This is a genomic window from Microtetraspora fusca (genome assembly GCF_001570365.1).
GTDB classification, from domain to species: domain Bacteria; phylum Actinomycetota; class Actinomycetes; order Streptosporangiales; family Streptosporangiaceae; genus Microtetraspora; species Microtetraspora fusca.
In genome coordinates, this window is the sequence record NZ_BBYK01000038.1 from 245,896 (window position 1) to 264,929 (window position 19,034).

General features: G+C 73.5%; 18 protein-coding genes. 5 read left to right on the forward strand and 13 right to left on the reverse strand.

The features are described 5' to 3' along the window. Nucleotides 1–76: 76 nt before the first annotated feature. Nucleotides 77–1,636, reverse strand: a complete 1,560-nt coding sequence (locus AWQ68_RS01255) for a hypothetical protein (RefSeq protein ID WP_066933165.1) — start codon at nucleotides 1,634–1,636, stop codon at nucleotides 77–79. Next, nucleotides 1,612–2,388 carry an ABC transporter ATP-binding protein gene (locus AWQ68_RS01260; RefSeq protein WP_066933169.1) on the reverse strand — a complete coding sequence of 259 codons (777 nt, stop codon included), beginning with the start codon at nucleotides 2,386–2,388 and terminating at the stop codon, nucleotides 1,612–1,614. The genes AWQ68_RS01255 and AWQ68_RS01260 overlap by 25 nt, the downstream gene beginning before the upstream one ends. Before the next feature lie 137 nt (nucleotides 2,389–2,525). Between AWQ68_RS01260 and AWQ68_RS01265 the strand changes: the two genes are divergently transcribed. The 5 genes from AWQ68_RS01265 to AWQ68_RS01285 all read left to right on the forward strand — a co-directional run bounded on the left by AWQ68_RS01265 (nucleotide 2,526) and on the right by AWQ68_RS01285 (nucleotide 8,380). Further along, nucleotides 2,526–3,275 (forward strand): lytic polysaccharide monooxygenase, encoded by a 750-nt coding sequence (locus tag AWQ68_RS01265; RefSeq protein ID WP_066933172.1) that lies wholly within the window; start codon nucleotides 2,526–2,528, stop codon nucleotides 3,273–3,275. A gap of 65 nt (nucleotides 3,276–3,340) precedes the next feature. Beyond that, nucleotides 3,341–4,930: an acyl-CoA carboxylase subunit beta gene (locus AWQ68_RS01270; protein ID WP_066933174.1), complete on the forward strand. Its 1,590-nt coding sequence runs from the start codon at nucleotides 3,341–3,343 to the stop codon at nucleotides 4,928–4,930. 293 nt (nucleotides 4,931–5,223) lie between these two features. After that, nucleotides 5,224–6,159: an NYN domain-containing protein gene (locus AWQ68_RS01275; protein WP_066933177.1), complete on the forward strand. Its 936-nt coding sequence runs from the start codon at nucleotides 5,224–5,226 to the stop codon at nucleotides 6,157–6,159. Nucleotides 6,160–6,309: 150 nt separating this feature from the next. Beyond that, nucleotides 6,310–7,812 carry a DNA-3-methyladenine glycosylase 2 family protein gene (locus AWQ68_RS01280; protein ID WP_066933180.1) on the forward strand — a complete coding sequence of 501 codons (1,503 nt, stop codon included), beginning with the start codon at nucleotides 6,310–6,312 and terminating at the stop codon, nucleotides 7,810–7,812. A 103-nt stretch (nucleotides 7,813–7,915) separates the two neighbouring features. Next, a complete protein-coding gene (locus tag AWQ68_RS01285; RefSeq protein WP_245655693.1) occupies nucleotides 7,916–8,380 on the forward strand; it encodes a methylated-DNA--[protein]-cysteine S-methyltransferase in 465 nt (154 codons plus the stop codon). Between the two features lie 40 nt (nucleotides 8,381–8,420). Here the strand turns inward: AWQ68_RS01285 and AWQ68_RS01290 are convergent, their stop codons facing one another. The 11 genes from AWQ68_RS01290 to AWQ68_RS01340 all read right to left on the reverse strand — a co-directional run bounded on the left by AWQ68_RS01290 (nucleotide 8,421) and on the right by AWQ68_RS01340 (nucleotide 19,033). Next, complete coding sequence (locus tag AWQ68_RS01290; protein WP_066933186.1) at nucleotides 8,421–9,434, reverse strand: hypothetical protein; 1,014 nt, start codon at nucleotides 9,432–9,434, stop codon at nucleotides 8,421–8,423. After that, nucleotides 9,431–10,120: a hypothetical protein gene (locus tag AWQ68_RS01295; protein WP_066933190.1), complete on the reverse strand. Its 690-nt coding sequence runs from the start codon at nucleotides 10,118–10,120 to the stop codon at nucleotides 9,431–9,433. Before AWQ68_RS01295 ends, AWQ68_RS01290 begins: the two co-directional genes overlap by 4 nt. An 82-nt stretch (nucleotides 10,121–10,202) precedes the next feature. Then, nucleotides 10,203–13,412 carry a LysM peptidoglycan-binding domain-containing protein gene (locus tag AWQ68_RS01300; protein WP_245655694.1) on the reverse strand — a complete coding sequence of 1,070 codons (3,210 nt, stop codon included), beginning with the start codon at nucleotides 13,410–13,412 and terminating at the stop codon, nucleotides 10,203–10,205. Further along, nucleotides 13,409–13,918, reverse strand: coding sequence for an Rv3654c family TadE-like protein (locus AWQ68_RS01305; RefSeq protein WP_245655695.1), 510 nt, complete (start codon nucleotides 13,916–13,918; stop codon nucleotides 13,409–13,411). The genes AWQ68_RS01300 and AWQ68_RS01305 overlap by 4 nt, the downstream gene beginning before the upstream one ends. Beyond that, on the reverse strand, nucleotides 13,915–14,349 hold the full coding sequence (locus AWQ68_RS01310; RefSeq protein ID WP_084463544.1) for a TadE/TadG family type IV pilus assembly protein: 435 nt from the start codon (nucleotides 14,347–14,349) through the stop codon (nucleotides 13,915–13,917). The genes AWQ68_RS01305 and AWQ68_RS01310 overlap by 4 nt, the downstream gene beginning before the upstream one ends. Continuing rightward, nucleotides 14,346–14,792 (reverse strand): TadE/TadG family type IV pilus assembly protein, encoded by a 447-nt coding sequence (locus AWQ68_RS01315; protein WP_245655696.1) that lies wholly within the window; start codon nucleotides 14,790–14,792, stop codon nucleotides 14,346–14,348. The genes AWQ68_RS01310 and AWQ68_RS01315 overlap by 4 nt, the downstream gene beginning before the upstream one ends. Then, nucleotides 14,789–15,043, reverse strand: coding sequence for a hypothetical protein (locus AWQ68_RS01320; protein WP_066933193.1), 255 nt, complete (start codon nucleotides 15,041–15,043; stop codon nucleotides 14,789–14,791). The genes AWQ68_RS01315 and AWQ68_RS01320 overlap by 4 nt, the downstream gene beginning before the upstream one ends. Beyond that, complete coding sequence (locus tag AWQ68_RS01325) at nucleotides 15,044–15,982, reverse strand: type II secretion system protein (RefSeq protein ID WP_066933195.1); 939 nt, start codon at nucleotides 15,980–15,982, stop codon at nucleotides 15,044–15,046. Beyond that, nucleotides 15,979–16,932: a type II secretion system F family protein gene (locus AWQ68_RS01330; RefSeq protein WP_066934178.1), complete on the reverse strand. Its 954-nt coding sequence runs from the start codon at nucleotides 16,930–16,932 to the stop codon at nucleotides 15,979–15,981. The genes AWQ68_RS01325 and AWQ68_RS01330 overlap by 4 nt, the downstream gene beginning before the upstream one ends. Further along, a complete protein-coding gene (locus AWQ68_RS01335; protein ID WP_066933198.1) occupies nucleotides 16,932–18,251 on the reverse strand; it encodes a TadA family conjugal transfer-associated ATPase in 1,320 nt (439 codons plus the stop codon). The genes AWQ68_RS01330 and AWQ68_RS01335 overlap by 1 nt, the downstream gene beginning before the upstream one ends. Then, complete coding sequence (locus tag AWQ68_RS01340) at nucleotides 18,248–19,033, reverse strand: CpaE/TadZ family protein (RefSeq protein ID WP_066933201.1); 786 nt, start codon at nucleotides 19,031–19,033, stop codon at nucleotides 18,248–18,250. Before AWQ68_RS01340 ends, AWQ68_RS01335 begins: the two co-directional genes overlap by 4 nt. Nucleotide 19,034 lies beyond the last annotated feature (1 nt).

Sequence of the window (19,034 nt, forward strand, 5' to 3'; positions counted from 1 at the left end):
CGCCGGATATCGGTCTCACCAATTGGACTAGACCACTTCACCACTACCGCCGACCAGCGGAGACGCCGCGCCTCCGTCAGGTCGGCCGGGACACCGCCGCGACGATCTCCGGGAGCCGGTTGTGCCCGATCATGCCGCCGATCCTGCGGCCTCCCCACGCGGCCAGCAGCCCGTACGGCACGGCGAGCACGCTCACCCAGGTGAGGCCGAAGAAGGGGGGCAGCACGACGGGAAGCGCGACCACGCCGACGCCGACCATCCCCAGCATGGAGCCGAGGAACGCCTCGCCGCCCTGCCCGGGGGCCGCGCCGCTGAAGGCGTTGAGCCGCTCGGGGAGGGTGTAGGGCACGAGGACGCTGGCCACCGCCCCCACGCCGAGGCCGACACCGAGCACGCCCCACGCGGTGAACATCGCGGGGACGGACATGAGCGGCTCGCCCGCGGCGATGGACGCGCCGACGGAGAGCACCAGCAGCAGCGGCACCGCGATGATCGCGACCGCGAGCTGCCGCCCGGCGAAGTCGGTGCGTACGTCACGCTCGGTGGAGAAGGCGACCGCGTTCATCCAGAGGGAGCGGCCGTCGATGCCGAAGGAGTTGGACGCCTGGACTCCGATGATCATCGCGGCCATGCAGGCGGGGCCGATCACGAACAGGGGCCCGTGCCAGCCGTCCGGCCCGCGCAGCGAGAACATGAGGACGCCGGACACCACGAGCGCCATGAACCAGGAGATCCGGCCGCGCGGCTCCCGCCGGGCGTACTTGAGCTCCTTGGCCGCGACCGCGCCGATCATGCCCTGTGGCAGGAGGCCGCCCAGGCGCGACCGGCGTACGGCGCCGCCGCTCTGGTTGGAGGAGTCGGGCGTCACCAGGGCGCGGCGCAGCGCCGCGATCCACAGCCAGGCGAGCACGGCGACCGCCACGGCGAGGACCGCGAGCTCGCCGAGCCCGGCGAGGCCGCCGTACGCGAGCGCGTGGGCGGCCATGCCGGGCGGCGCCCAGCGCAGCACGGAGCCCGCCGCGTCGAGCATCGCGAGCGGGTCGGCGGTCAGGCCGCCGTTGGCGAGCACCCCGGGGAGCTGGAAGAGCAGGATGAGCAGCACGGCGCCGACCGCGAGCGCGTCGCGCCCGCGACGGCTGCGCAGCGAGGCCGACAGCGCGGTGGTGACGGCGCGCGAGGCGACCAGGCACAGCGCGAACTGCAGCAGCACGGCCGGGACGCCGATCAGCACGCCGACCGGCCCGGGCGCGAGGCCGACCACCGCGCCCGAGAGCGCGACCAGCGAGGCCAGCGGCCACGGCCCGGTCGCGGAGGCGGCCAGCATCCCGGCCGCCATCTGCCGGGTGGTGAGCGGGAAGAGCGCCAGCCGGGACGGGTCGAGCGTCTCGTCCAGGCCGAACGCCAGCAGCGGGACGAAGATCCACCCCAGCGTGAACAGGGTGAACGCCACGATCCCGATGTTCAGCGCGATGCCGGGGTCGGTGGCCAGCCGCAGCAGGGAGAACAGGGCGAACCCCCCGACGGCGCAGACCAGCGCGATCAGGGAGGTGAAGACGAAGCCGACCTGCTTGACCGTGTCGCCGTGCAGGTTGCCGCGGATCAGCCGCAGCTTCAGACGGACGAAGAGCCCAACCACGACAGCCCCTCCTCTCCGCCTCCGCGTACGCCGACCAGGTCGAGGAACGCCTCGTTGAGCGTGCGGCCGTTCCGGATGACGTCGAGCGGCCCCTGGGCCACGACGCTGCCCCGGCTCATCACGGACACCCAGTCGCAGAGCCGCTCGACGAGGTCCATGACGTGGCTGGAGAAGACGACCGTGGACCCGGACGAGGTGTACCGCTGGAGGACGTCGACCAGCGTGTTCGCCGAGACCGGGTCGACGCCCTCGAACGGCTCGTCGAGGAAGAGCACATCAGGGTTGTGCAGCAACGCGGCGGCCAGGCCGATCTTCTTGCGCATGCCCGTGGAGTAGTCCACGACCAGCTTGTCCTGCGATTCGACGAGGTCCATGACGCGCAGCAGCTCGGCGGCCCGGCGCTCGACCTCGGCCCGCGGGATTCCCCTGAGCTCGCCGTTGTACAGCAGGAGCTCGCGGCCGGAGAGCCGCTCGAACAGGCGCAGCCCCTCGGGGAGCACGCCGATGCGCGACTTGACCTTGACCGGGTCGCGCCACACGTTGTGCCCGTTGATCTCGACCAGGCCGGTGTCCGGCCGCAGCAGGCCGGTGATCATGCTGAGGGTGGTCGTCTTGCCCGCGCCGTTGGGGCCGACCAGCCCGGCGAAGCTGCCCCTGGGCACGACGAGGTCCACGCCCGCGACCGCGACCTGCGCGCCGAATCTTTTGACGAGTCCTTGGGTGCGTACCGCCTCGGGCTTTGCCTCATCCATGCCCTCAACTTTGCCAGACACCGGCAATGGGCGCGCGAGAGCCGATCGTGAGGCCGATCACGCTGACCAGGGCCACTTACTGTTAGGAAACTTTCCTTTAGATTGCCGTAATCACCCCCCAGCGAAGGAAGCACGACATGCGAAGAATGATCTCGTTCTTGGCAGGGCTGGCCGTCGCCCTCGCGACCGTCGTGGTCGTAGCCTCCCCGGCTTCGGCGCACGGGTACATCTCCGACCCGCCGAGCCGCCAGGCGATGTGCGCCGAACGCCGCGTGCCCAACTGCGGGCAGATCATCTGGGAGCCGCAGAGCGTCGAGGGCCCAAAGGGCCTGCGGAACTGCAGCGGCGGCGACGCGCGGTGGGCGCCGCTCGACGACGAGACCAAGCCCTGGCCGGCCACCAACGTCGGCGACACGGTCACGTTCAAGTGGCTGGTCGAGGCCCGGCACGCCACCAGCACCTGGGAGTACTACGTCGGGAACACCCGGATCGCGCTGTTCGACGACCACGGCCGGGAACCGGGATCGACGGTCACGCACACGGTGAGCCTCGGCGGCAGGACCGGTCGCATCAAGGTGCTCGCCATCTGGAACATCGCCGACACCGCGAACGCCTTCTACAACTGCGTCGACCTCCAGGTCGGCCCCGGCGGCGGCGACCCGAGCCCGTCGCCCAGCCCGAGCCCGACCACGCGGCCCTCGCCGAGCCCCTCGCCGACGTCGAGCCCGACCTCGGGTCCGACCGGCAACTGGACCGCCGGAACCGCGTACAAGAGCGGCGACGTGGTGGTCTACAACGGCGTCACCTACCGCTGCCTCCAGGCGCACACCGCGCTGGCCGGCTGGGAGCCGCCGAACGTCCCCGCGCTCTGGCAGCGCGTGGGGTAGCCCGGTCGCGGCCCCGGCGGGGGTCGCCCCGTGTCGGAGCGGCCCCCGCTGGTTACCCTGCGAACATGACCGCGGAACGGGCACCTGAGATCGACATCCACACGACCGCAGGAAAGCTGGCCGATCTGGAGCGCCGCAGGGACGAGGCGGCACACGCCGGTTCGGCGAGAGCGGTGGAGAGGCAGCACGCCAAGGGCAAGATGACCGCCAGGGAGCGGGTGTACGCCCTGCTGGACGAGGACTCGTTCGTCGAGTTCGACGCCATGGCCAGGCACCGGTCCACGAGCTTCGGCCTCGACCGGGAGCGCCCGTACGGCGACGGCGTCGTCACCGGCCACGGCACCGTGGACGGCCGCCCGGTCGCCGTGTTCGCACAGGACTTCACGGTCTTCGGCGGCTCGCTCGGCGAGGTCTTCGGCGAGAAGATCGTCAAGGTCATGGACCACGCGCTCAAGACCGGCTGCCCGGTGGTCGGCATCAACGACTCCGGCGGCGCGCGGATCCAGGAGGGGGTCGTCTCCCTCGGCCTGTACGCCGAGATCTTCAAGCGGAACGTGCACGCCTCGGGCGTGATCCCGCAGATCTCGCTGATCATGGGCCCGTGCGCGGGCGGCGCGGTCTACTCCCCCGCCCTGACGGACTTCGTGCTGATGGTCCGGGAGAAGTCCCACATGTTCATCACCGGCCCGGACGTCATCAGGACCGTGACCGGCGAGGAGGTGACGTTCGAGGAGCTCGGCGGCGCGCACGCGCACGGCTCCAGGTCCGGCGTGGCGCACTACGAGGCGGCGGACGAGGAGGACTGCCTGGAGTACGCCCGTGCGCTGCTGTCCCACCTGCCGTCCAACAACCTGGACGACGCCCCCGTCTACGCCGCGGACACGCCCATGGAGGTCACGGACGAGGACCTCGACCTCGACACCCTGATCCCCGACTCGGCGAACAAGCCGTACGACATGCGCTCGGTGGTCGAGCACGTCCTGGACGACGGCGAGTTCCTGGAGGTGCACGCGGGCTTCGCGCCGAACATCGTGGTCGGCTTCGGCCGGGTCGACGGGCGCTCGGTCGGCGTGGTCGCGAACCAGCCGTTGAGTTTCGCCGGAACGCTCGACATCGCCGCCTCCGAGAAAGCCGCGCGATTTGTGCGGACTTGTGATGCGTTTAATATTCCGGTCTTGACATTTGTTGATGTTCCGGGATTCCTGCCGGGCACCGACCAGGAATGGAACGGAATCATCCGGCGCGGCGCGAAACTCCTCTACGCGTACGCCGAGGCGACCGTCCCCCTGGTCACGGTCATCACCCGCAAGGCGTACGGCGGGGCGTACGACGTCATGGGGTCCAAGCATCTCGGCGCGGACGTCAACCTGGCCTGGCCCACCGCCCAGATCGCGGTCATGGGCGCGCAGGGCGCGGTCAACATCCTCTACCGTCGCGAGCTGGCCGCGGCCGAGGACCCCGAGGCCGCCCGAGCCATGTACGTCCGGGAATACGAGGACACACTGGCCAACCCCTATCTGGCGGCCGAGCGTGGCTACGTGGACGCCGTGATCAGGCCGTCGGAGACCAGGGTCCAGATCGTCAGGGCGCTGCGCTCCCTCCGCGACAAGCGGGCGGCGCTCCCGCCCAAAAAGCACGGGAACATCCCGCTGTGACCAGGCCGGGGACGATATCTACCGGGACAGCGCTAGGCGCCCCGTTTCGGGAGGAACTCGCCGCACTCGTCCCGGGCGGCGTTCCTTCCCTGGCACTCGCGCCGTAAAAAATGGGCAAACCCCGCACATGGGATGCAGAAGGGACCGCTGATCGGTCCTGGGGCTCGGCGTTCGGCCATGCTTCGGCATTAGATCAGCGGAACAGGGTGTCAACGGCCTCAAGAGTTGGGAGTATCTAGAAAAGGGGGAGATATAGTCAGCCGATCATCTAGTGACGAGTCCTGGAGGACGACATGGCCATCCCGGACCTCACCGCACACAGCATGGCTGCCAAGTACGCGGTCCTCGTAGACGTCGGTTACCTGTACGCGGCGGCCGGCGAAGTCCTACTGGGGGCGAAAGAGCGCAAGGAGTACCGGGTCGCCGCGGACGAGCTGATCCAGTCGCTGCAGAAACACGCGATGGAGCGCATTCCCGGCGAGCTGCTGCGCGTCTACTGGTACGACGCCGCGCGGGACCGGGTCCCGACCGTGGACCAGCGCGTGATCGCCCAGCTTCCCTGGGTGAAGGTACGGCTTGGCAACCTGAACGCGCGTGGCCAGCAGAAAGGCGTGGACGCCCAGATCCGCAGCGATCTGGAAGCCCTCGCCCGGCATCACGCCGTCAGTGACACTGTGCTGATCGCGGGCGACGAGGACATGGTTCCCGCGGTCGAGGCCGCGCAGGCATACGGCGTACGTGTTCATCTTTGGGGGGTTGAGCCGCCGTTCGGCACGAACCAGGCCGAGCGGCTGGTGTGGGAGTCCGACACCGTCGAGATATTGAGCGCCGATTTCCTGCGTCCCTACTTCAACCGCGCGCCCGTCCCCGTGCCCGTCACGCCCGCGCCGTCACCGGCGCAGGTGTTCGCCGGCCGTACGGTCAAGCCGGTGCCGAAGGCGCCGGTCGGGCAGATCACCAAGCTGGGGCCCGGACGGCCGCACGTGGAGGAGGTCGGCGAGCACGTCGCGCAGAAATGGATCCTCACTCGGGGGCGCGACAACATCCGGGACCTGCTTCCCGGGCCCATACTGCCGACCGTGATCGACACCGAGCTGCTGATCGAGGCGGAGAAGGAGCTGGGCCACTCGCTTCGGCCGTACCCGGAGGCGCGGGTGTGGCTGCGGGACGGCTTCTGGGCCAGGGTCTACCGCGAGTTCGACCTCGGGGTCGGCATCTCGAGCAAGTGATCCCGCCGCGGCCGCGAAAGGAGAAACGACGGCCGGGAGGCGGCGGGCTCCGGCGCTCCCGCGCCGGGGAGCGGCGGGCGTGACCGGCCTCGATGGTGAGGTCCGATTTCCGCCGGTGCACAGGGGCGGACAGGGCATAACGTCGAAGACGTGAGCACCCGAGAGCTTAACTTCGACTCGTGCTATGCGGCGGCGTCCGCCCGCGATTCCCGGTTCGACGGGCGTTTCTACACGGCGGTCACCTCCACGGGCATCTACTGCCGTCCGGTCTGCCCGGCCAGGACTCCAGCGCGCAAGAACGTCCGGTTCTACCGGCACGCCGCCGGCGCCGAGGCCGCGGGGTTCCGCCCCTGCCGCCGGTGCCGTCCCGAGCTGAGCCCGGGCGCGCCCGGCTGGGACGTGCGGGCCGACCTCGTCGGACGGGCGCTCCGCCTGATCGGCGACGGCGAGGCCGACGACCACGGCGTCGCCGGGCTCGCGCGGCGGCTCAACGTCACCGAACGCCACCTCCACCGGCTGTTCGTCACCGAGCTGGGCACCGGGCCGCTCGCGGTCGCCAGGACCAGGCGGCTGCTGCTGGCCAAGCAACTGCTCACCGAGACGCACCTGCCGATGACCGACGTCGCGTTCGCGGCGGGTTTCGGCAGCGTCCGCCAGTTCAACGCCGCCATGAAGGAGTCGTACGGCTTCGCCCCCGGCGACCTCAGGAAGGCGAACGGGCCGATGGGCGGCACCTCGGGGTCGTGCCTGGTCCCCTATGGGCTCACGCTGCGGCTGTACTACCGTCCTCCCTACGACGCGGCGGCGCTGTTCCGCTATCTGGCCGCCCGCGCCATCCCGGGCACGGAGGCGGTCACCCGGCCGGACGAGCAGGGCGAGGGGAGCTATCTGCGGGCCGTCCCCGGCGGCTGGATCTCGCTGGTTCCCATGGCCGACCACATCCGGCTCACGGTGCGTACCGGCGACACGCGGCAGCTCGCCCGGATCGTGGCGCGCTGCCGCCGCCTGCTCGACCTGGACGCCGACCCCGAGGCGATCGCCGCGGTGCTCGGCACGACATCGCTCGGCCCGCTGGTCGAGCGGCGTCCGGGGCTGCGTGTTCCGGGTACGTTCGACGGCTTCGAGCTGGCCGTACGCGCCGTGGTGGGGCAGCAGATCTCGGTCGCCGGGGCGCGGACGCTGCTCGGCCGCATCGCGGCCCGGGCGGGCACCACCGCCACGGCACCCGGGCAGGACGGGGCGGACGGTGAACCCGCCGCGCCGGTGACGACGCTCTTCCCGACGGCCGAGCGTCTCGCCGAGGCCGACCTCGACGGCATCGGGCTCACCCAGCGCCGGGCCGCCACGCTGCGGGCGCTCGCCGAGGCGGTCGCCGAGGGCCGGATCGACCTCGACGGCGCCGAGGACGTCCCGGAGACGACGGCCAAGCTGCTCACGATCCCCGGGATCGGGCCGTGGACCGCGAGTTACGTCGCGCTGCGCGCGCTCGGCGACCCGGACGCCTGGCCGGGCGGCGACCTGGTGCTGAAGAAGACCATGCAGTGCCTCGGCATCCCGGCCGATCATGCCGAGCGGTGGCGGCCCTGGCGGGCGTACGCGGCGCTCCACCTGTGGAGCTCGACCGCCGACCCGGCCGCCGTCCGCGCCATCTGAAGAACATCGGACACGAACGCCAGACAGGAGGAGCGGCGGGCCCGTCCGGCCCGCCGCGATCGAGATGATCGTTGCTCAGGTACTGCCCACGCCCGTGGGTCCGATGAGTGTGCTCGCGCGGGACGGCGTCGTCGTCGCGGCCGGGTTCTGCGCGGACCCCCGTGACCAGTTCGTCCGGCTTCCGGCCGCGCTCCAGGAGTTGCCGCTGGTCGAGGGCGACCTCGGCGACATCGCGCAGGCCGTACGCGACTATCTGGACGGCGAGATCGACGCCCTGGACCGGGTCCCGGTGACACAGCCGGGGACGCCGACGCGGCAGCGGCTCTACACGGCGCTGCGCAGCGTGCCCGCCGGCACCACCGTGTCGTACGGCACGCTGGCCGAGATGGCGGGGCTGCCGCGGACGGGGGCCCGGGCGGCGGGGTCGGCGTGCGCGCAGAATTTGATCGCGCCGTTCGTCCCGTGCCACCGCGTCCTGCCCACGACGGGCGGGTTCGGCGGCTACTACTACGGCGTGCCGGTGAAGGAGTGGCTGCTCGCCCACGAAGGCCGCCGGTCCACCTCGTGACGACGGGCCACGCCCCCCGCCGCAGCGCCTACGGCCCCGGTCATCCCGTGACGACGGACTGGACCTCGCCGACGGGGACGTCCCTGGTGACGGTGGCCCGCAGCGGCGTGTAGGCGATGGGCGCGCCTCCCTGGCCGACCGCGCCGGTCACCGGCCACACGGCGGTGACGGTCATGGTGTAGACCTGGCGCGGCAGGTCGATCGAGGCCCTCAGGTAGCGGACGCCGCAGGTGAAGTCGCCGCCCTTGGCGTAGGGGTGCCCGGTGGCGCCGCAGTTCTGGCGCACCTCGGCGCGGTCGGACGTGGTGCCCGCGTCGATCTCGATGTTCTTCAGCGTGGCGGTCACCGTCGCGCTCATCACACCGGGCAGGGTGGCGGTCACCGAGCGGGTCACCGGTCCCGCGCCGTCCAGCCAGACCCAGGTCGGCAGGTTGACGAAGCTCCGGGCGTCCGGGCTGAGCTTGAGCTTCGGCTCGGGGACGGTCAGCGCGGCCCGCGCGATCTGCAGCAGGTCCTCCGGGGTGATGCCCGCCGGAGGGGTCTGGCCGTTCGGCACCCACACGGCCGGGGCGAGCGCGCCGGCGCAGGCCACCCCGTTCGGGTCCGCCTCGTTGTACGAGGGGCGCCACCAGCGCCCCTCCTGCCCCAGCTTGTCGCGGTACTTCTGGATGAGGCCGTCCGTGTCCCCGCCGGCGCCGACGAGGTCGGGGTCGGCCCTGAGCGCGTGGCGCAGCGACTCGTCCTGCTCGCGCACCATCTCGTCGGCGTTCTTGTACGGCTCGTACCAGCAGGGGCGCGGGATCCGATAGCCGTCGCCCCTCGCGCCTCCGCCGCCGAGGCCGTTGCCGGACAGCACGATGGAGGAGTTCCTCAGCCGAACCCCGGCGGTGCGGCCCTCCTGGAACCCCTCGGCGGCCGGACGTCCCGGGCCCGGAGTCGGAGCCGCCGACGCGGCGGCGCGCGCGGATGGAGACAGCGCCAGGACCAGGAGCAGGACCGGGGGCAGTGCCAGGACCGCGGCCAGGGACCGGGACAGGGCGGCGGGCGATCTCATCGGACACACCTCTTCGCGGACGCGGCGGGATAGGTGGCGATGCGGAACAGTCTGACCCGCCAGACGCCGCGCTCGTCCCGGCCGACCGACCCGCCCCACAGGTAGGCCGACAGCGGCGGCCGGGTCCAGCCCGGCTGGTCCGCGATCGGCTGTCCGGCCAGGTCGGTCATCCGGATCCCCGACTCGTCGACGCAGCCGAGCACCAGAACGCCCATCCGGTCGCCGATCGTCACCTGGGAGTCGATCCGCAGCGCGTAGAGCCGGGCCACGCCGCGCGCGGAGCGCCCCAGGTCGAGGAACTCGTTCAGGCGGGTCGCGATGTCGCCGATGGCGCTGTCCTCCACCTTCTGGAGGTAGGAGCGGTCCCGCCCGCCGCTGGTGACGGCACGCCACATGGCGGTGTAGCTCTCGGCGTACGTGCGGATCGCTCCCGCCACCTGGGGGTCGGTCCCCGCGGGCCACTCGATCTCGACGCGCACTCCGTCGCCGGCCGCGACCCGCTCGGTGCCCGGGTCGATCGGCGACTCCGCGGGACGGCCGGGGGCGGCACCGGGCGACGTCTCGGCTACGGCGGTCGCGAGGGCTCCGGCCGGCTCGAACCGCGGCTCCGGGCGGGACGGGGCGCAGGCGGCGGCGATGAGGCCGCCGACCAGTACGGCGGCGGCGAACCGGACGTCACGCCGCACCGGCGACCTCCTCACTGTGGAACGCCGGTACGGCCGGCCCGCGCGTCCCCGCCGATCCGCCGCCGGGGCCGTCCGGCGCTCGTCACGCGAGCCGCGGGGCGCCGAGATCCGACGCGAGGTCGCGGCGCCAGTCGGGGAGCAGCTCATCGATCAGCGCCTCCGTCTCGGGAGCCATGCCGCCTCCGTACGGATGGGAGGCGGCCCTTCGGTGCAGGCCGTCGACCACGACGCGCAGCCGCGCGGGGTCGCCGGTGGCGTGCGCGGCACGCAGCAGGTCGCGCCACAGGCCCTCGTCGTCGGCGGCGAGGAGGAGCCCGGCCCGGGCCGCCGCGACCGCCGCCTCGGCCTCGCCGCGGGCCAGCCGCAGCTCGCAGAGGCGGTGCGCGGCGTCGGCCACGGCCGCGGTGACGTCGTACTCCAGGGGGTCGGCGGCGAGCCAGGCGTACCGGCCCGCCGGGCGGCCGGCCAGCAGCGGCCCGCGCACCAGCCCCACCGCCTTCTCCAGGAGGAGGACCTCCGCCTCGGGATGCTGGTCGCGGGATCGGCGGACCAGCTCCTGGAACAGGTGCCAATCGCTCCTGATCTCGGGGCCGAGCCGCAGCCGTCCCGACTCGTCCGGCTCGACGTGGGGGCGGCCCTCGTCGTCGGCGCCGAGCCAGTCGACGACGCGGGCGACGGCGGCGTCGCGGACCGCCGCCTGCACGCCGCGCGGCCACAGGACGCCGCCGAGTACGACGGGGTGGACCCCCGCCGGGTGCGCGGCCAGGTAGACGACCATCTCGTGGGCGAGCGCCGCCCTGCCCTCCTCCAGGGGCGGCACCGGGCCGATCTCGATCGGGCCGAGGATGCGGACCTCGATCGACGGGGGCGCGTCGGGCACCCGCACCGCGGGCTGCTCGGGCAGCGGCTCGCCGTCCATCCGCTGGGCCGTGCGGAACAGATCGACGACGGCGGCGTAATGGCGGCGCGGGAGGAGCTGGGCATCGACCTCGAAGCCGAGCGCGTCGATCCTGGCCCGCTCGTCGTCGGTGACCTCCCAGGTCCAGGTCGCGTGCGCCGTGCCGCCCGCCACGACGTAGCCGGTGGCCGTACGGGTCGCCTTGCCGAGCAGGGCGAGGCGGCGCGCCTCGTCCTCGTCCGGGCGGATCGCGGAGAGCAGGTAGTGCGGCGTCCAGGCGGGGTCGGCGACCCGGGAGCGGATCCGCCCGGTGAGGACGTCTCCGCTCTCCCGCGCGGCGCGCTCCTCCAGCTCGGGCAGGACCTCGGCGAGGCTGCCCGCGACGCGGATGCGGTCGGGGGCGATCAGGGCGAGCTCCTCGCCGAACCCGACGAGGGTGAGCCGCATGTGGTCCGACCAGCGGTTGGTGGCCAGCTCGACGGCGAGCGCGGAGATGGCCGCCACGGTCTGCGGCCCCTCCATCGCGACGACACCCTGCGCGGCCTCCAGGTCCACGAGCACCCGGCCGCCGTCGGCGGTGCCCAGCGAGACGAGTCCCGGGTACGGAGCAGGCGCCCCGGCGAGCTCCTCCTCGTCGATCCGGCGTCCCTCCTGGGCGGGCAGCCGCCAGACCTGCCCGCCGTCGCACGCCTCCCAGGGCGCGGGCGCGTCCAGGTCGGCCGGGTGGATCCACAGGTCCAGCCCCCTGCTGGACAGGTGGACCGCGTAGATCGTCGGCGGACGCCGGTCCTGCTCGGCGAGCAGCCTGCCCAGCAGGCGCAGGCCGAGGTCGAGCATGCGGCTGCCCGGCGCGTCGGCCCCGAGGCGGATCGCCACCTCGGCCCGCGCGGCGTCCCCTCGCGGCGGGACCACCCGGCGGCCGAACGCCCGCCGCCAGAGCTGCTCCCTGCGCCGTCGTCCGAGCAGGGCGAGCAGCCCGGCCGCCGCCAGCGACGCCGCCGCGAGGTAGTCGGCCAGGTCGAGCCCGGCGTCGTCCTCCTGGGCGTGGCGTCCGGACAGGGAGGGCTCGCCGTCCGTGCGCCTCTCCTGCGACGGGAGCGGCCGGCCGTCCGACGAGCGGGACGGCGGATGCCCGGCGGTCTCGTCGCCGTGCCGCTCGGGCAGGGCGGGCGGCGGCAACCGGACATCGTCCTTTCCTTCCGTTTCGCCCTTCATGTCGTGGCCCAGGTCGTCGCTCAGGTCGCCGTGGGTGTCGGACGGCATCCGGGGGTGGTGGTCCAGCGTCGTCGGCCGGTCCTCATCTATCGGGACGATCAGGACGTTCCGCGCGTCGTCCGGCATGTCGAGGACCCATCCCGGCCGGATCAGGTCGGCCATCCGCAACCGGCTGCCGTCGGGCTGCTGCTTGTGCTGGTTGAGCCGGAAGATCTCCGGATAGCGGCGGCCGTCGCCGAGGCACTTCTCGGCGATCTCCCAGAGGCTCTCGTGGTGCCGCCCGTGCGGGGGTTGCACGACGTAGACCTTCTTCGCCTCGCGCGCCTGCAGCGGCGGCCGGTCCTCGGCCGTGACGACCGGCGCCGACAGCGTGGCGGCCTGCGGGCGGATCGCCGGCGGCTGGCCTCCTCCCGTGACGGGCCCGATCACCGGGCCGGCCACCGCCGCCGCGGCGAAGAGCAGCAGCACGGCCGAGACGAGCCGGTTGGCGAGCGCCTGGGTGCCGCCGGACAGGGGTACCCGCGCGGGCATGCCCACCCGGCGGATCCCCGCGTACACCTCCACGATCACGCAGACGAACAGCTGCAGCCAGGCCAGCCACACCAGCAGGACGAGGATCGCGATGACCGTCTCGGGGCCGACGTCGCTCGTGAGCAGGTCGAGGTCGCGCAGCTCGGGCCGCAGCGGCGGCCCGGCCAGCCGGATCAGCGCGTACGGCACACCACCCACCAGGGCGACCAGGGCCAGCAGCGCGGTGATCCCGACGAGGACGTCGCGGGCCGTACGGCGCGGCGGGATGCGGACCGGGCGGCGCAGCGCGGACCGGCGGCCGGGCTGCCGGTTCGGGCGGGGTCCGGAGCGTTGGATCGCGCCGAAGGCGGACCGGTCGCCTTCGCGTGTGGATGACCGGCCCGGCCGCCCCGGCTCGTCGCCGTACGGCATGGAGGACCGCGACCGCTCCCGCGTGGAGCCCTCGGGTTCGCCGCCGTACGGCCGGGTGGAGCGCCCCTCCGGCGGCGCGGGGTCGCGGGACGGCGGGAACGCGGGCGGCAGCGGCGCACGCTGCCCCTGAGGGCGTCCGCCACCGGGTGGGCGCCCCCCGCCCGGCGGGCGCCCCGCTCCCCTGGGGCGGCGCGGTGAGTCCGAGCCGCGCGGCCACGAGTTCCCGTCACCGGTCATACGTCCCCCGCGTCCCCCGCGTCCGGCCCGGCGGTGGCGGTGGCCGCCGCCTCCGAGCCGCCGAATCCGAGCATCGACAGGAAGACGGCGTCCCAGCGGACGCCGACCTCGACCGTCACCTCCGCCTGGCCGCCGCCGATCTCGCACCGCCTCATCCGTACGCTCGGGTCGTCGTGGGCCGCAGTGATCTCACGCGCCCGGCCGCACACCGTGCCCTCGTCGGAGAGCAGCCGGACCCGGCCGTCGGCCCGCAGCGCCTCCACGTCGATCTGGTCGGCCGCCGCGCGGGCGGCCTGCTCGGCGACGTCGGCCGCCCTGAGCCGGGCGTTGATGGCCGCGCCGCCGTCCACGAGCAGCCCCGCGAGCAGGAAGACGGCCACGGAGAAGAGGACCACGAAGACCGACATCGACCCCCGCTCGCCTCCGGGCGGCACGGTTCCCCTCCGCGCGTCCTCGGAGCGGGGCGGGCGGGGCTCGTGGCCGGGCCGGTCGGGTGTCGTGGTCACTCCACCCTCCGGAACTGTTCGAGTGGCGCGACGGACGTCCCCTTCATCTGCCGGGCCGCGCCGAAGCCCAGGAAGTCGAGGTTCAGCTCGCACGTCACCGCGACGTGGACGACGCCGCCTTCCTTCCAGTCGGTGCCGGACAGGCCCACCTGGGGGTCGCACTCGCCGGAGAGCGCCGCCCTGGCCGTGTCGGCGGCCGCCGACTCCGCCTCGGCCCGGGTCCGCTGTACGGACGCGGCGCGGGCCGCGTCCCTGGCCGCGCCGTTGACCTCTCCCTGCGCCTCGACGACCCGCCCCGCGCCCACGAGGAACACGAGGAAGAGCAGGAGGACGGGCGCGAGCATCACCGTCTCGGCCGTCATCGACCCGGCGTCCGGGGGGCGGCGGCGGGCGGCGGCGCGGGCGGGCGGCAGCCGTACGGACCGGGTCACCGGCAGCCGTCCGAACCGTCGTCGGGGCGGAAGCACTCGATGGGTCCGCCGAAGTCGGCCGTGACGGTGAAGGCGAGGTCGGGCAGCAGCGGCACCACCTGTACGGCGCTGCCGGTGACCTCGACGCCGCGTTGGTCGCCGCGTTCCCAGGCGCGCGCCGTCGCGCCGCTCAGGATCTTGGGCCCGATGGCGCGTACGATCTGCTCGGCCTTCGCCTCGGCGGCGGCCTGCCAGTCACCGGACGTCCCGGCGGCGCGGGCGATCCTGGCGCCTTCCCGCGCCGCGGCGTCGGCCACCTGGCGTCCGTGGAACCAGAGCGCGAGTTGCACGACGAGCAGCACCACGGCCAGCACGATGGGCATGATCATGGCCAGCTCGATGACGGTCGCTCCGCGCTCGCCCCGGCGGCGGGCTCGGCGCCCTCCGCCCGCGCGGTGTGTCACTGATCGCCTCCGGTGAAGACGCCTCCCCCGTCACCGCCGCCACCACCACCGCCGCCGCCACCGCCGAAGTTGGAGGTGATGTCGGCCTCCCTCTGGGAGACGAGGTTCTTGATGAGGGTGGCCAGGCCGAGGGCGACCCCGGCGATGATCGCCGTGATGATCACCCATTCGACGGCCGAGGCCCCCTTGCTCGGCGCGTTACGGGCCCGGTCGATCCGCACGTGCAGCATCGCGATCAAATAGGTGAGCATCTACGCCCCCAACATCTTCATGGCCGCCGGAAAACTGAGAAAGATCACGAAACCGGCGCACAGCAGGAGCTGGGCCACCAGCATCGACTGGGATCGCTCCCCCGCCTTGCCCTCGACCTCCGCGAGCTCCCGCCGCCGCAGGGTGGCGGCGCGCGCGCTCAGCGAGGAGCGGACCTTGGCGCCGTCGTCGGCGACCAGGCCGAGCGCCGCCGACAGGTCGCGCAGCTCGTCCACGTTGATCTCGTCGCCGAGCCGTCCGAGCGCCTGCCACGGCGTGATGCCGACGATGCGGGCGTTCCCGAGCGCCTCGCGGATGCGCTCCATCGCCCAGTTGGCGCCCGCGCCCGACGTCCCGTCCGGGCTGCCGACGGCGACCGCCATCATCAGCGCCTCCGGTACGCCGCGCCCGCCCGCGAGGTTCATCGCGACGAGGTCGAGGAACGCGCCGACCGCGTGCCGGAAGTCTCGGCGGCGTACCGCGGCGTCCCGGCGCATCTGCAGGTCGGGCAGGAGGAAGAAGACCGCGGAGGCGGCCAGCGCGGACCAGAGCGGGATGCTCAGTGACAGGCCCCACCCCATCAGCGCGAGCCAGCCCACGAGGAGCGGGAACACCAGGAGCCCGGCCGCCGCGAGCAGGACCTTCGTCGCGAGGAAGCCCTCGAAGGACTTGCCGAGCAGCGCCAGGTCGGCCCGGATGGAGCGCGCCTCCCACCCCCTGGCGGCGTAGAGGCGGGCGAGACGCAGGCCGAGGTCGCGGCGGAACGCGCTGACGTGCTCGTCCGGCGCGATGAGCGGCGCCTTGGGCAGCTCCGCGCCCGCCTGCGCCGCGTCCAGGGCCGTCAGCCGGGCGAACAGCCCGGGCCGGGGCGGGAACAGCGCCCGGAAGAGCAGGAAGAGCCCCAGGCCGAGTACGGCTCCCGCCAGCGCGGGCTCGGTCATCGCACGCCTCCCGTCCGGAGCGGACGGCCGCCCCTACCGTCCCCCGGCTCATCCGCGTCGCGTCCGCCCTCGCGCGGCTCGCCGCCCGGGCCCGACGTGTACGGCGCGAGGATCCGGCCGGGCTTGTCGAAGCGGGCCAGTCGGCGCATCCACGCGAACCCGGCGCCGAACAGCCCCGCCACCACGACGAGGACGGCCTGGCCGAGCAGGGTGCCGTACTCCGCGACGTACGAGCGGTTGAAGACCACCAGCGCGGCGGCGAAGGCGAGCGCCGTGCCCACCACGATCTGCACGCTCTTGCGGGTGGAGCGGCGCTCGGCCTCGACGCGCCGCCGCATGTCGAGCTCCTCGCGGGCGGACACGGCGAGCGCGGACAGCACGTCGCGCAGGCCGGGGCCGCGCAGCCGCGAGTTGAGGATCAGCGCCGCGACGACGAGGTCGGCGGAGGGGTCGTCGAGCTCGTCCGCGAACATCCGCAGCGCGTCGGCCAGCGGCATGCGCGAGTGCAGCCGATCGACGAGGGCGAGCAGGTGGGGCCGGAGCATGGGCGCGGCCGCCCGGATCGAGGAGGGGATGGCCTGTTCGAGCCCTGCCGCGCCGGCGATGGTGTCGCGCAGCGACTCGGTCCAGGCGGCCAGGCCTTCGAGGCGCCGCATGGCGGCCCGCTCCTCGGCCGCGCCGCCGGTCAGGCCGCGCCAGGCGAGGACGAGCAGCACGGCGCCCACGCCCATGACCGGCCATCCCGTCACCAGCAGGACGACGACTCCGGTGATCACGCCGACGGCGGTGCGGGTGGAGAGGGTCCTGAGCAGCTCGCGGCGGGCCGCCTTCCGATCCGGCGCGGAGGGCCGGGGGCGCATGCCGTACAGGGCGAGGACGAGGAGGAACAGGCCGCCGCCGGTCAGCGCCCCGGCCAGCAGCACCAGTGGATCGAGCAGCCCGGCGGGCATCAGCGCCACACCTCCCGCGTGGGGTCGTAGCCGTGCGCCGCCAGCTCGTCGAGGCAGGAGATCGGGGCGTGCGGGACGACGCGGTCGCCGGCGGCGGTGAACACCTCCGAGGACAGCACCCGCCCGTCGCAGCCGGTGACCTCGCGGACGCTGGAGACGAAGCGCCGCAGCGTTCCGCCGCGGTGGTAGTCGTTGCGCTTCTCGATGAAGACGACGAAGTCGATCGCGCCCGCGATCAGCATGTGGGTCGCCTCGATGGGGAGCCGCTCCTCCGCCTGGAGCGCGTACGTCGCGATGCGGTTGAAGACCTCCATCGAGGAGTTGGCGTGGATCGTGGAGAGCGAGCCGTCGTTGCCCTGGGTCATCGCGTTGAGCATGGTGACGATCTCGTCGCCGAGGACCTCGCCGACGATGACGCGCGAGGGGTTCATGCGCAGGGACCGCCGTACCAGCTCGGCCATGGTGATCTCGCCCTGGCCCTCCGAGTTGGGCAGGCGCTGCTCGAACGCGACCACGTTGGGGTGGAGTTCGGGGAACTGGTCGAGGCCGAGTTCCAGCGCGCGCTCGACGGTGATGAGCCGCTCGCCCGACGGGATCTCGTTGGCGAGCGCCCGCAGCAGGGTCGTCTTCCCCGCGTTCGTCGAACCGGCGATCATGATGTTCTTGCGCGCGGCGACGGCGGCGGCGAGGAACCGGCCCAGCTCGGGGGCGAGGGTGCCGTTGCCCACCAGGTCGCTGAGGAACACCTTGCCGAGCCGGGCGCGGCGGATCGACACGGCGGGCCGCACGGTGACGTCCATGACGGCCGACAGGCGGGACCCGTCCGGCAGGCGCAGGTCGAGCTGCGGGTTCGCGGTGTCGAACGGCCGGGACGACAGGCCCGAGTACGCCGCGAGGATCTGGATGAGCTCGATCAGCTCCTCGTCGGAGTCGGCGACGGGCTCGTGCGCGACCTCCTGGCCGTCGGCGTAGCTCACGAACACCCGGTCGCAGCCGTTGATGTCGATGTTCTCGACCTCGGGGTCGTCGAGGAACGGCTGGAGGCGGCCGACGCCGAACAGCGCGGCGTGGATGCCCGCGGCGAGGGCCTCCTCCTCTTCCGCGGTGGGCGGGGTGCGGCCGACGCCGATCTCGCCCCTGGCGTACTCCTCCAGGACCTGGGCGATCAGGGCGCGGGCGAACTGCCGCTCGTCCTCGCCGGTCATCGGGGGGATGCCGCTCGCCTGGTCCAGCCGCCGCTGGTGGGCGAGCCGGTCGCCGACCTCCTGGCGGAAGCGCTTCACCAGCGCGTGGTCGACGCCGCCCCGTTGCCCGCTCATCGGCCCGCTCCGCCGCGAGCCGCCCCGCTGCGGTCCGGCCGCCCGGCCGGCTCACGCGGGGACAGCAGCGCGGCCAGCCGTCCGGCGAGCTCGCGCGCGGTGCGGATCAGCAGGCTGCGGTCGAGCCGCCCGCCCCACTGGCCGCGCAGCAGCTCGGCGCCCTTGGGGTCGTACGCGAGGCCGGCCACGAACGCGACGTCCCACGGCGCGACGATGCGCCGGACCTCCTCGATCGAGGCGCGGTACGACCGGGGGTCGGCGATCACGACCACGACGGGCCGCCCGTCCAGCAGGGCGAGCCGCTCGCGCAGGTGGGCGACGTGGTCGAGGCTCGGCCGGGTGAAGAGCACGACCTGGGCCGCCTCGGCGACGAAGTCGCCCATCTCAGGATGCCCGCCGAGGCGCCCGCAGTCGGCCAGCACGTCGGCGTGCGGCAGCGCGGCCAGGGACCGGCCGAGCGGCCCCCACAGCCAGGTGAGGCCCCCGGCCTGCTCGCCGTGGGTCAGGCCGGTGAGGACGTCCAGGCCGCCGACGAGCTTCTGCGTGTGTTCGTGGATCTGCTCGGCGTGCAGGCCACGCCGGGCCACCGCGCCGAGGCTGAGCAGGCCGCGTGCCGGGTTCAGCACGCCGCCGTCCTCGGCGGGCAGCCGGTAGGCGAGGTCGCCGCCGGCCGGGTCGCACTCGGCCAGCAGCACCGGGCGCGGCCAGACCGCCCCGAGGGCGGTCGCCGCGGTCGTCACCCCGGGCGCCCCCTTGTCGGCGGCGAGGACGATGAGGGCCACG